Origin of the sequence: Anoxybacter fermentans (genome assembly GCF_003991135.1) — a bacterium.
GTDB lineage: Bacteria > Bacillota > Halanaerobiia > DY22613 > DY22613 > Anoxybacter > Anoxybacter fermentans.
Genome location: NZ_CP016379.1, coordinates 1,859,013 through 1,872,396 on the forward strand (window position 1 = coordinate 1,859,013; position 13,384 = coordinate 1,872,396).

Consider the following 13,384-nt stretch of genomic DNA (forward strand, 5'->3'; position numbering starts at 1 on the left):
TGAAAAGATTATCTCGTCATAAAGGTTTGATATATTTTTTAGCAATCTTTAACGCAGCAGATGGATCTCTTTCAGCCAGGAGGCCTACTGCCGAAAGAATATACTGTTTATCAATCCAGAACTGTGGATTCTGGGGAGCTAAGAGTGTAGGATCATTATCATCAAAGATAGCACCTTTTAAAATCTTTCCAGGTTCTGGGTGGTTTACAATTACACCACCGGTTCCAATTACTATCTTCAAAGGAGTTAAATCTTTACCATATTGCAGATAGCTACTTCCAAAAGGTGTATAAATTACTTCTACTCTCCCCACATGGCGCTTAACCGCAAATTTTACAGCAGCCCAACCAATAACCGTATCCAAAGCCTTATCTACCTCAGTTTGAGGAAGATATTCTACATCTTTACTTAATCGGTATACCTTTTCTTTGATTTCATCACTGGATAATTCAAATCCCATCTCTTTTAGAGCTTCTTTCAGCAATTTGACACCTACCACATCCAATAGGGCCTGGGCACTATAACGCATCCCCAGATCTCCTTCCACTGTTCGTTTGGCATAGGGTTCAGGTAATCCCCTTAAGTTTACTCCCGATTTGGCTGGATCACCTTTGGCCAATGAATGGACATCTGTGGTCGCACCACCCACATCCACCACCATCAATTCCCCCAAACCTTCTTCATCATCAGTACCATCTGCCATCAACTGAGCTGCAGCAAGTACTGCAGCAGGTGTTGGCATCATCAAATTTTCCACATATTCCTGTGCCTTTTCCAATCCTTTAGCCTCTATAATTCGTTCCAGAAATACCTGACGAATAGTTTCACGTGCAGGTTCAATGTTTAATTTATCTAATTCCGGCATAACATTTTCCGTTACCCGGACATCTTTATTGGCTTTAGCAAGAATCTCCTCCACCTCATGGGCAACACTTTTATTCCCGGCAGCAACGATGGGAACATCTAAAGATGAATGGGCCAGTACTTTTGCATTATGCAAAATTACCTTTTTATTTCCACCATCAGTTCCGCCCGCCAAAAGAATTAAATCAGGCTCTAAAGACTGAATCTCAGCCATCTCCCTATCACTTAGTTCATAAGAGAAGACTTTAAGAACTTTGGCTCCAGCTCCTAAAGCTGCCCTTTTGGCCGCTTCCGCTGTCAATTCAGGAACCAGACCAATGGCAACCATTTTAAGCCCTCCAGCTGCACTACTGCAGGCCAAACGATAAGTAGCCTTTTCCCAATCAACTCCCTGTTCCTTTAACTGGCTCAATGCTTTATTAATACCGATAGTTACATCTGTTTCCACCGTTGTATGGGCCCGGGTTGATGCCACCAGTTCCAAACACTCCAGATCAAAAAATCTTACTTTAGTATAGGTACTGCCAATATCCATCAATAGAGCAGTTTTCATTTCTACCACTCCTTAATCTTCAATCCCTAAATCCTTTTTCAAATCAGCAATAGCTGTCTCGGGCATTGTTCCCGGTGGATAAACCCTATGGAAACCCATTTCTAAAAAGCGCTTTTTCACTTCTTCAAAATCCTGTTTTCCAACAACAAGATTGCCTCCCACATAAAGAAGTACATCATCTAGACCTGCCTCTTTACATTTTTGAGGAAAACCTTGACAATCCAATTCTCCATGTCCGTAAAGGGACGAAACCAGAATGGCATCTGCATTGGTCTCAATAGCTGCATTAATAAATTCTTCCTGTGAAGCCATTACACCAATATTTACCACTTTAAACCCGGCTTCTGTCAATGCATATTCCAGGATTTTGTTACCCACTGCATGAACATCTGCCCCAATAACTCCAAGAACAAGTGTTTTCTTTTCCATTATAAATCCCACCCTAATCAAAATTTTTTAAAATAGGTTTAATTCTTTAAACTCTAACTTCATACCTAACTTTTTGCGTCCAATTTGCAAAAACTCTTTAGAAACTTTGTCCAACTGACTGGTTAGACAGATTTCTTCACCTTTTTCAGCAGTATTAAGGAGATTTTTTGCTTTAAGATCATTTTCAATCTTTCTTGCAATCTCTGTACCTGGGAAAATAATCTTAAGCTGACCATCACTTACTTTCTCAATGGATTCGGTTAAAAAAGGATAATGGGTACATCCAAGAATGATGGAATCACATCCAGCATTCAAAATTGGAGTCAAATATTCTCTTAAAACTTTTTCCGTTTCAGGGCCATATAATTTACCTGACTCGACTAATGGGACCAATTTTGGTGCAGGAACAGCTACCACCTCTGCATCAGGGTTTAATTTATGAATCGCATTCTGATATCCACCACTTTTTACAGTACCTTCAGCAGCAATAAGGCCGATTTTCTGGTTTTTCGAAGAATTTACTGCTTTTTTTGCCCCTTCTTCAACCGGGCCAATCACCGGTACATCAAATCTCTCCCGCACCGTATCAATTGCTGCTACAGTTGCCGTATTGCAGGCGATTACAACATATTTAGCCTTTTTTTCACATACAAGATACTCAATAATTGTAAGTACATACTCCCTTACCTCTAACTGAGGTTTTGACCCGTAGGGAATATGTAAATTGTCACCATAATAAATGATATTCTCCCCCGGAAGTCTTTTAACTACCTCACTGGTGATGGTAAGTCCTCCAACACCGGAGTCCAAAAAGCCGATTGGGCTTTCTCTAGTCATCTACATTCCCTCCTATTTCTTCAGATCTAACATAGCCATTTTCAGCATCTTTGTAGAGCCATGATCCGGCAATGATGCAAATTCAATAATTTCTTTCTCCCCCTGGGCCAACATAGCTACCTGATGATAACGGTGAGGTGATACAATAATATAGTCTAAGCCTTGAATAAATTTCCTTAATACTTCCTCTTCTTCATTAGTATTTACTTTTAACTCAACATTACCCAAACCAATCCGGTTAAGAGTTTTTTCCACTTCTTTTGCAAAATTTTCAGTTGAACAGATAAGCCCCACGGGAATCCCTGTTGGAATCCGCGCCAATTTAATAATAGTACTCATCTTTGGTTCAAAAGCAATTTCTAAAAGTTCTACATTCATCCCAGCCAAAAACTTTTTCAATTCCTGAAAGTGGAATCGGGTAGTTACTATCAAATCTGCAGCACTCAATGCTTCCTTTAGTCGGACCGGTTCTTTTCTGATTTCCTGAATTAGATAGGACAATTTTTTCACCTTTGGCCCTAGATCAATCTCCTTCAATAGTGAATCCAATTGTTCTTTATTGCACTCAACAAAGGCCACTTTAATTTGACTCATCTGTGCTTCTTTTTCCTTTGCTCTCACATAGGCAATAGTTAAAAAATCATCAAAGGAAAATCCCAATTCCATTGCTTCTTCCAGGGCAAGATCTATAATCTTTAAAAGCTTGTCCTTACGACCGGGTTCTTTAACACCGGCAATCTCACCTGCCACAAAGGTTCCCCTACCCTGCCTTGAGACAATGATATTCTCATCTTCTAACTCCTTATAGGCTACACTAACCCTGTTGCGGCTGATCTGTAACTTTTCTGCCAGTTCCCGTTCGGTAGGTAATTTATCCCCCGGTACCAATATTCCACGGTCAATCATACTTTTAATCTGCTCTTTGAGTTGAATATAAATGGGTACTCCACTTTTCCGATCTATGCGAAACTCCATATTAATCTCCCTCCTTCCTACCCAATTGGACTAATCCATTAGTCCATTTTATTTTACCGGTTCGATATTTTTTTTAAAACTCCTGCTGTGTTTTAAAAATTTTAATAAAATGATTTTACTGCAAAAAGCTAATTTTGAGCGCTATAGAAATTTTTCGTTAAACCATCTTAGTGAGATTGAAAAGAATGGGGCTGTCTCAAAAGTAATTAATTACTTTTGGGCATGGCCCCTTTTTTCATTGTTCATTTTAAATTCATTGAAAATTTTTCTGTTAAGAAAATAAAAACCCATACCTGACATTCTATACTGTTGCCAGTTTAGCCAGGTTATGGGCTATACACAGTAAACCCCATTCAATTTTTACTTTCTCAAGGCCACGAAGCAGAAATCTCCGGAATGACCAATTACCTTTGATCCTTCCAAAGACAGATTCCGCTTCAATTGCTCTTTGAGAACGGAGTTTCATACCTTTATCGGAACAAAGGTTTTCCTTTACCTTTTGCTTATATTCACGTAATTTAAAATTTATTCTTATTACTCGATCACCTTTGGCCCTGGTACAATTTTCTTTTAACTCACACTCATCACAATTTTCGCATTTGTAATATCTAATTTGTTTAGTATATCCATTTTCAGTCTTAATTTCTTTTGTCTTACAGTAAATGAGTCTTCTTTGAGCAGGACAAATAAACTCGTCGTTTTCTTTATCATACGGCCAGTTTTCTACTTTAAATATATCATTTTTAAACTTCTTCTTTTGTTCTTTATGAAAAGTATTATACTTAACATAAATATTAGTATTGGCTTTCTCTAAGTAATCATAATTTTCCTCACTACCATAACCTGAATCAGCTATCACATTTTCCGGAATCTTACCTGTAACTTCTTTTACTTTTTCTAAATGAGGTATTAAGCATCTTGAATCTGCCGGCCTTTGATGAATACTATAACCAACTACAAACTGATTCTCTGTACCTATCTGAACATTATATGCGGGCTTCAATTGCCCATTTTTCATGTGGTCTTCTTTCATTCTCATAAAAGTTGCATCAGTATCTGTTTTAGAATAACTGTTTCGTCCATTTAAAATCTCTTCCTGCTGCTCATATTTTTTCATTCGAGGAAGACATTTAGTCTTGAGCTCTTTAATTGTTTTCTTTAACTTCTTGTTTTTGGAGTTCTTTTCTAGACGTTCTTCAAGTTCCTTAATTTTTTCTTCGAGTTTCTTTGAATCTATTTCTTTTCCTTCACCCATCTCCTCCAGGTCATTATCCCCATACAATCTATTCTCTTCTTCGTTGGTTTTCTCAATCTCTTTTAAAAGTTCATTAATTTTTGCCCTAAGCCTTGCTTTGTACTTCTTTGTCGCTTTTCTCCAGACAAAGCTATATTTGTTTGCATTAGCTTCTATTTTTGTACCATCTAAAAAGTAATTCTCTAACTTTACATATCCTTCTTCTATAAGAAGTTCCAATACTGATGCAAATACCTCATCAATAACATCTTTCATGATCTCTGATCTGAATCGGTTTATCGTCCGAAAATCAGGTTTATTGTTACCACTAAGCCACATAAAATAAATATTTTCCCGAAGTGCCTTGGCAATTCGTCTTGATGAATATATTCTCTGAGTATAGGCATATACTATAACCTTAAGCATCATTTTCGGATGGTAGCTGCTTCTACCCCCACCTTTATATTTTTCAAGCAGGGGTTCAATATTCATCCTTTCTATAGCTGAATTTACCACCCTTACTAAATGATTCTCAGGAATAAACACATCAAAACTCAAAGGCAACATTGTCTGATTCATATTATATTCAATAAATGTCTTTTTATTATGGTTTTTCCTCTTCATATTTATATTTTACCATAAAAAAAAGGTGTTGTCTTTATAAAAATTTCTGACAACACCTTTCTTTTAATATTTACTTTTGGGGGTTATAAAGGGACTTTTGGGACAGCCCCTTTTTTCATTGTTCATTTCAAATTCATTGAAAATTTTTCTGTTAAGAAAATAAAAACCCATACCTGACATTCTATACTGTTGCCAGTTTAGCCAGGTTATGGGCTATACACAGTAAACCCCATTCAATTTTTACTTTCTCAAGGCCACGAAGCAGAAATCTCCGGAATGACCAATTACCTTTGATCCTTCCAAAGACAGATTCCGCTTCAATTGCTCTTTGAGAACGGAGTTTCATACCTTTATCGGAACAAAGGTTTTCCTTTACCTTTTGCTTATATTCACGTAATTTAAAATTTATTCTTATTACTCGATCACCTTTGGCCTTGGTACAATTTTCTTTTAACTCACACTCATCACAATTTTCGCATTTGTAATATCTAATTTGTTTAGTATATCCATTTTCAGTCTTAATTTCTTTTGTCTTACAGTAAATGAGTCTTCTTTGAGCAGGACAAATAAACTCGTCGTTTTCTTTATCATACGGCCAGTTTTCTACTTTAAATATATCATTTTTAAACTTCTTCTTTTGTTCTTTATGAAAAGTATTATACTTAACATAAATATTAGTATTAGCTTTCTCTAAGTAATCATAATTTTCCTCACTACCATAACCTGAATCAGCTATCACATTCTCCGGAATCTTACCTGTAACTTCTTTTACTTTTTCTAAATGAGGTATTAAGCATCTTGAATCTGCCGGCCTTTGATGAATACTATAACCAACTACAAACTGATTCTCTGTACCTATCTGAACATTATATGCGGGCTTCAATTGCCCATTTTTCATGTGGTCTTCTTTCATTCTCATAAAAGTTGCATCAGTATCTGTTTTAGAATAACTGTTTCGTCCATTTAAAATCTCTTCCTGTTGCTCATATTTTTTCATTCTGGGAAGACATTTAGTCTTGAGCTCTTTAATTGTTTTCTTTAACTTCTTGTTTTTGGAATTCTTTTCTAGACGTTCTTCAAGTTCCTTAATTTTTTCTTCGAGTTTCTTTGAATCTATTTCTTTTCCTTCACCCATCTCCTCCAGGTCATTATCCCCATACAATCTATTCTCTTCTTCGTTGGTTTTCTCAATCTCTTTTAAAAGTTCATTAATTTTTGCTCTGAGCCTTGCTTTGTACTTCTTTGTCGCTTTTCTCCAGACAAAGCTATATTTGTTTGCATTAGCTTCTATTTTTGTACCATCTAAAAAGTAATTCTCTAACTTTACATATCCTTCTTCTATAAGAAGTTCCAATACTGATGCAAATACCTCATCAATAACATCTTTCATGATCTCTGATCTGAATCGGTTTATCGTCCGAAAATCAGGTTTATTGTTACCACTAAGCCACATAAAATAAATATTTTCCCGAAGTGCCTTGGCAATTCGTCTTGATGAATATATTCTCTGAGTATAGGCATATACTATAACCTTAAGCATCATTTTCGGATGGTAGCTGCTTCTACCCCCACCTTTATATTTTTCAAGCAGGGGTTCAATATTCATCCTTTCTATAGCTGAATTTACCACCCTTACTAAATGATTTTCAGGAATAAACACATCAAAACTCAAAGGCAACATTGTCTGATTCATATTATATTCAATAAATGTCTTTTTATTATGGTTTTTCCTCTTCATATTTATATTTTACCATAAAAAAAAGGTGTTGTCTTTATAAAAATTTCTGACAACACCTTTCTTTTAATATTTACTTTTGGGGGTTATAAAGGGACTTTTGGGACAGCCCCTTCTTAAAATCATTTTACCAATTCTTCATTTGCTTCAAAACTTTCTTCTAAATTCAAATGTCCGGCCAATGTCTGTACTTTTCTCCCTTCCACCAAAATTTGTACCCTCTCAACATCAGGAAATTGACATAAAGTATTGACAATAGAATAAACGGTTAAAATTTCACCTGTACTCCCGCCCCAGTGATTGGTTATCAATTTTTCATTAAAATTTACCACACATAACCCATTTTTAACCCGAATATTTAAAAGTTCTACTTCGGGAGGAATGGTGGGAAATAACCCGGGTTTTGTTGGCCCGGCAATCAATTCCCTAACTGCCTCCCACTTTTTATCTCCTTTGACTTTGCGTTTTTCAACCTGTAAACCCATCCCATCTTTTGTTGCAAAATAGAGTTTAATTGAATCATCGGCAAAGAAATTAAGCCAGATATAATAAACCCCAATCCCGACCAGAATCAATAAAATCAAGGAAATAATCTTTCTCATTGGCTTTCACCACTTTCCATAATTTGCGCAAAATAGGCCATAACACCTTCATAAATACCTAATGCAGCTTTTTTACGAAATTCAGGATCAGCCAGTAAAGTAGCTTCTTCTTTTTTGGATATAAAAGCCACTTCCACTAAAACCGCAGGCATAGTTGTATGATTTAAAACATAAAATTCATCAGATTTAACCCCTCGATCAAAGAGATTAATAGTTTTAACCAGATTATTTTGAATTGCATTAGCCAATTTTAAACTTCCCGACTTATTGGTCGGTGAAATAAAAGTCTCAGTTCCACCCGGATCAATTCCAACAAAGGAATTACAGTGAATGCTGACAAAAATATCTGCATTCAACTGATTAGCCAGGTCAACCCGTTCTCCCAGGGTAGGATATACATCTTTATCCCGGGTCATTATAACAGTAGCACCGCTATCTCTAAGAAGTTTTCGAACTTTTAGCCCTATATCCAGAGTCACATCTTTTTCAAATAACCCCCCAGGGCCAACTGCACCTGGATCAGAGCCTCCATGTCCAGGATCGATAACAATAATCTTTCCTTCCAGAGGATTCTTACCCAGACTAATCTCAATTCTTTGAGTCTGTTTTGTTGAGAGCACATTATGGTTAACATACCGGTTCAGATCAAAAACTACCCTGACTTTATCAGGATATTGATGCATTCTTACTCTTTTGATATTCCCTTGTTTAGCAGGAATTTGTTCAGAATCAAGCCTGGTAATGGCCCCTTCTAAATCAACCACCAACCGATCTGGATCTGGTAAATACCATACTTTGTAATTCACAGGGGTACTGGTCCTGAGCACCACTCGTTGATTCAAACCTTCCAAAATCTCAATACCCACCAGTTCACGTTCGCCGTACCCTTCTTTCACATCTTCCAGAATAAATTCTGCAGTAGTAGTCTTTTTCTCCTTTTCATTAGACTGTCCGGCAGCAAAAGGTTTGGACAGTTGAGAGCCTGAACTAATGATTGGGCCAGAATTTAAGCTTTTTGTCTGAACAATTATCTCATTGGCCTCTTCACTACGAAGAATATTATAGCCAATTCTTTCATTCAGGTCTAAAACTATCCGCACAATTTTGGGATCCCAACTATGCTGGCTTGCTCTAATCTGTTTTATCAAAGGATGATCAAGTTTGATTTTATTTTCAACCAGTTGTAGAGTCTGATCAGTCAGATCAATTACCAATCGATCCGGTTTTGAAAGTTCCAGTACCTTATAATCACCAATCTCTCCTGAAGATCTAATAGAAATCCCTTTATCTGTCAAAGCAATCTGCCTAATCCCAGGCACAAAAGCTACTATTACTTTAAAACCATCAGGTCCCTTTTCTTTTAAAATCCGATATTGAACCTTATGATTTAGTTCCACCACTACCCGAACAGTCTCCTCATCAAACTGTCTAATCCGCACACTTTTAAACACATAAGTTTCCCAGAGGATATCGGTAGCTCTGGCACTTAAAGCTGACTGCTTAAGATCAATCACTAGCCTATCCGGATTCTCTAAAACCATAGTTGAATATGGTACCTCTTTTGTTGAATTAATTACCAATCTTTCCCCACTAATCCCTTCTTCAAAAATTAAATCCAATACCCAATTAGAAGGTTTATAAATCTGAGCAAACTTTCTTTTTTCATCCCATTTAAAAAAGAATCCGAAATACTGAGTAAAAAAACGCAAAGGAACCATAACCTGTCCCTTAACAATTCGCGGTGGAACTGGAAGCTGAACAATCTGTCCACCCGGATTGATCTGAACTTTGGGATTATCCACCTGCATCTTAATCTCATATTCGTCAAAACGGATCTTTAAAATTTTAAGAAGTTCATACCATTCCAATACTCCATCCAATTCTTTTACTATAATCCTTACCGGCACCATAAGTTCGCCATCTTCTACTTTAAAAGGTACATTATTATATATATTTCCTTGAATATTAAGGGTCATTTTATCCGCAGCAGTTGCAACACTCCCCCAAACTAAAACCAGAATAATTACCAAAAATATATTATAAAAAATCTTCCCTCTACCCATGCTAACACTCCTTCACATCCTCTTACCATATAAATTTATACTTCTCTTTTCAGTGACGAAATTCCTTTAAATTTCATGATTAAACTGCAAAAAGCTAATTTTGAGCACCATAGAAATTTTTCGTTAAACCATCTTAATGAGATCGAAGGAGAAATAAGGCCTCATCACAGGAAGTGATGAGCTCAGGTTGTTGAAAAAGGGAGGTGCACATAACTTGCTCCTGCCTAGGAACAGAAAAACTAAATATAATTTCTTCCGCTATCGGACGCTCCGCCATCCTGGCTGCGCGTCCTAGAAAGTCAAGGCTTCCGCCCTCCTGGCTTTAAGCCTTGACTTATACGCTTCAGAAATTATATTTAGTTTTTCTGGCAGTGTACAGGCAAGTCTCTAAAAAAGAAAGATTTGTCAACAAGCTCGCCTCATCACAGGAAGTGATGAGCTAATCAAGGGCCAGGAGGGCCCGTTGATTAGTGTGCCTTATTTCAACTGAGATCGAACTTTAGATGGTTTGAAAATTTCTTTATAAAGCGAAAAATTAGCTTTTTGCAGTGCCCGAAGAGCCTTTTATTCTTGACAATTTCAGAATAATCTATAAATCATGAGTAATATTTAACAATTATGATTATAATAAGTTTAGTTCATACCTGGTCATTTCTAAAATTAATGTTTGGAGGGAAAGAGATGTCCAAAACAAATGAGCCACAAATTTCAATTATTCCTCTTGGCGGCCGTAAAGAAATTGGGAATAATATGATTGTTATTGAGGATGATGAAAATATCATTGTTCTGGACTCAGGAATCATGTTTCCTCAGGATGATCAATACGGTGTAGATTTAATCATGCCCGATATTACATACCTAATAGATAATAAAGATAAAATTCTGGGATTTTTTATTTCTCACGGTCATGAAGACCATATTGGTGCCATTCCCTATGTATTACGTGAAATTAATGTTCCCATTTATGGTACACGACTGACTCTGGGGCTAATCCAGCTTAAATTAAAGGAATTTGGCCTGCATCATGATGCTCAATTAATTGAACTTGCTCCAGGTGAAAAGATAACTGTCGGGAACTTTACCGTCGAATTTATTCACATCAATCATAGCATTCCTGACTCAGTTGCTATGGCAATTAAAACCAAAGTTGGAACAATCCTTTATACCGGTGACTATAAATTCGATCATACTCCTATTGATGGTAAACCTGCAAACCTGCAACGCCTGGGGGAAATTGGCTCTGAAGGAGTACTGGCTTTATTAGGGGATAGTACCAATGCCGAAAGGGAAGGAACAACCCTTTCTGAACAGGTGGTTAGCAAAACAATAGAGGATGTTTTTAAGTTGTCCAATAATCGGATAATTATCTCTACCTTTTCAACTAACATTCATCGAATTCAACAAATCTTTACTGCTGCCTGGAAAACAGGTCGAAAAGTCGCCATTACCGGCCGAAGTATGATAAATGTTATCAATATTGCATCCCAACTTGGATATTTGAATATACCTGAGGGAACATTGATTGAACTGAGAAAAACCAAAAGTCTTAAACCTAATCAAATTGTTTTACTGATGACCGGCAGTCAGGGTGAGCCAACAGCAGCCCTGACACGAATTTCCCGAGGTGACCATCGTCAAATCGAAATTATACCCGGAGATACTGTAATTCTCTCTTCCATGCCCATTCCAGGAAATGAACGTTCTATCAGTCAAACCATTAATCACCTCTATCAACAGGGAGCAGAAGTCCTCTATGATGGAATGATTGACGCCCATGCATCAGGCCATGCCTGTCAGGAAGAGCTCAAACTAATGATAAATCTGATTAGACCAAAATTTTTAATCCCGGTTCATGGCGAATACCGCCATCTCTACCACCATGCCAAATTAGCTGAGCAGGTGGGAATTCCTAAAGAAAACATCTTTATTACAGATAATGGAGTCAGACTTAATCTGACCAGTGACCGCTGTTGGGTTGCGGGTAGTGTTCCATCTGGTGAAGTCATGATCGACGGACTGGGTATCGGGGATGTTGGAAATATTGTCTTAAAGGAACGAAAAATGTTATCTGAAAACGGTATCGTGATCGTCTCTCTCACCATCGATGGCAAAAAAGCTAAAGTACTTGCAGGGCCAGATATCATCTCCCGCGGATTTGTCTATATCAGAAAATCCAAAGAATTAATCGAAGAAGCTCAAGACCTGGCCAGAGAAGCTTTAAAAGAGCTCGAAGCAAAAAATATAACTGATTGGTCAGCGATAAAAAAAGCAGTTATCGATTCCATCGACAACTACTTATTTCAAAAGACCAGACGAAAACCCTTAATTTTACCTGTCATTATGGAAATTTAGTCTAAACCCCGTCCATCTCCCGGGATATCGTCAACATAATAATAAAGTTCATCAATTTCCTCAGATGGAATGGCAAAATATACCTGTAACTTAAGTCCATATACTTTTAAATTGGATTTTAGCTTGATCTTCTGGCCCATTCTATTACCACCTTTCAAAAGAATTTAGGTCACTTTATTTATACCCCTTTTTAAAATAATCTATCAATAAATCTGGAAACAAAAACAAAAAGTACTGTCACAATAACCAGTACTTTTAATTTATGCTCCTAATGCCAATAAACCTATTTGAAGAGTGCTCTTATTGCAATAAGAAGGCATTTGATACCAATAGTAAATATGAGTAAATTTTTTACCTTCTTTTCGAAGTTTTCTTAAAAGTTTACGGGCATTCTTTTTTAACTCTTTTCTTGACTTTCCGGGTCTGGTAGTATAAACTGAAACATCATTAAAGATTCGGATATTTCCACCCGGTGTCACAATGCCGCTGATTTCTACTAACACTTCCCCATAAAACAGACCGCTTCTCATCAGAATAATAGGATGTGAAGGAATTTGATAGCCTTCTTCCCGTGCCAAACGAAATGCCTTTTTTATATTCTGTTCAAGTCCCACTGGTAAATCGAAAATTGTAGGTGTTTTAATTACATAAAAGGCTTTACGATCCCAGATCAGTTCTTTATTATCCCAATCACTTTGATCCTGGATCGAACTACTGGAATCAGACATTAGTAATAACTCCCCCTTTTTAATTAAAAACTTCCTACTTTTAATTATACTCAATTTGAAAGTAAATTTGCAAGAGTTTTTAAATTAATTTTCTCTCAATTTAAGAGATAGATAATTTCTCTGAAGCCTCAGTTCTCTCCTTTTGAACAAGGAGAAGATAATCATCTAAAACCTGGCTAATTTTTAAGGCTTCAACATAATTTTCTTCTAAATAGGCATTCATCATCATCTCGCGCAAAATTTCGATGGAAAATAAAGAATCGATAACTTTCTGTGAATACACCTGTCTTCCTCCTCACCTTACCAAAATTCTCACCCCTCTATTCTAACATAGAATCAAATTTATGTAAAGATATTTTTTCTGTTTTTTTCCAAAAAACAAAGAGTC

At 36.7% G+C, this 13,384-nt stretch carries 12 protein-coding genes; 1 reads left to right on the top strand and 11 read right to left on the bottom strand.

Features of this window, described 5'->3' with window-relative positions; genetic code table 11:
* Positions 1-16: 16 nt before the first annotated feature.
* The 8 genes from glmL to BBF96_RS08495 all read right to left on the bottom strand — a co-directional run bounded on the left by glmL (position 17) and on the right by BBF96_RS08495 (position 9,916).
* A complete protein-coding gene (gene glmL / locus BBF96_RS08460) occupies positions 17-1,417 on the bottom strand; it encodes a methylaspartate mutase accessory protein GlmL (RefSeq protein ID WP_127016736.1) in 1,401 nt (466 codons plus the stop codon).
* Positions 1,418-1,429: 12 nt separating this feature from the next.
* Positions 1,430-1,846 (bottom strand): methylaspartate mutase subunit S, encoded by a 417-nt coding sequence (glmS, locus tag BBF96_RS08465; protein WP_127016737.1) that lies wholly within the window; start codon positions 1,844-1,846, stop codon positions 1,430-1,432.
* Positions 1,847-1,873: 27 nt separating this feature from the next.
* Positions 1,874-2,683, bottom strand: a complete 810-nt coding sequence (gene murI / locus BBF96_RS08470; protein ID WP_127016738.1) for a glutamate racemase — start codon at positions 2,681-2,683, stop codon at positions 1,874-1,876.
* Positions 2,684-2,695: 12 nt separating this feature from the next.
* On the bottom strand, positions 2,696-3,658 hold the full coding sequence (locus tag BBF96_RS08475; RefSeq protein WP_127016739.1) for a GntR family transcriptional regulator: 963 nt from the start codon (positions 3,656-3,658) through the stop codon (positions 2,696-2,698).
* Between the two features lie 301 nt (positions 3,659-3,959).
* On the bottom strand, positions 3,960-5,516 hold the full coding sequence (locus tag BBF96_RS08480; RefSeq protein WP_127016740.1) for an IS1182 family transposase: 1,557 nt from the start codon (positions 5,514-5,516) through the stop codon (positions 3,960-3,962).
* Positions 5,517-5,697: 181 nt separating this feature from the next.
* A complete protein-coding gene (locus BBF96_RS08485) occupies positions 5,698-7,254 on the bottom strand; it encodes an IS1182 family transposase (RefSeq protein ID WP_127016741.1) in 1,557 nt (518 codons plus the stop codon).
* 119 nt (positions 7,255-7,373) lie between these two features.
* A complete protein-coding gene (locus BBF96_RS08490; protein ID WP_127016742.1) occupies positions 7,374-7,853 on the bottom strand; it encodes a GerMN domain-containing protein in 480 nt (159 codons plus the stop codon).
* Complete coding sequence (locus BBF96_RS08495; protein ID WP_127016743.1) at positions 7,850-9,916, bottom strand: N-acetylmuramoyl-L-alanine amidase family protein; 2,067 nt, start codon at positions 9,914-9,916, stop codon at positions 7,850-7,852. Before BBF96_RS08495 ends, BBF96_RS08490 begins: the two co-directional genes overlap by 4 nt.
* Positions 9,917-10,597: 681 nt before the next feature.
* Between BBF96_RS08495 and BBF96_RS08500 the strand changes: the two genes are divergently transcribed.
* Positions 10,598-12,268 carry a ribonuclease J gene (locus BBF96_RS08500; RefSeq protein ID WP_127016744.1) on the top strand — a complete coding sequence of 557 codons (1,671 nt, stop codon included), beginning with the start codon at positions 10,598-10,600 and terminating at the stop codon, positions 12,266-12,268.
* On the opposite strand, the gene BBF96_RS16405 is transcribed toward BBF96_RS08500, so the two are convergent.
* The 3 genes from BBF96_RS16405 to BBF96_RS08510 all read right to left on the bottom strand — a co-directional run bounded on the left by BBF96_RS16405 (position 12,265) and on the right by BBF96_RS08510 (position 13,279).
* Positions 12,265-12,408: a hypothetical protein gene (locus tag BBF96_RS16405; RefSeq protein ID WP_164730973.1), complete on the bottom strand. Its 144-nt coding sequence runs from the start codon at positions 12,406-12,408 to the stop codon at positions 12,265-12,267. The two genes, BBF96_RS08500 and BBF96_RS16405, sit on opposite strands and share 4 nt — an antisense overlap.
* A gap of 120 nt (positions 12,409-12,528) precedes the next feature.
* Entirely contained in the window at positions 12,529-12,996 is a 468-nt protein-coding gene (locus tag BBF96_RS08505; RefSeq protein ID WP_127016745.1) for a hydrolase, read from the bottom strand.
* Positions 12,997-13,096: 100 nt separating this feature from the next.
* Positions 13,097-13,279, bottom strand: a complete 183-nt coding sequence (locus BBF96_RS08510) for a hypothetical protein (RefSeq protein ID WP_127016746.1) — start codon at positions 13,277-13,279, stop codon at positions 13,097-13,099.
* Positions 13,280-13,384 lie beyond the last annotated feature (105 nt).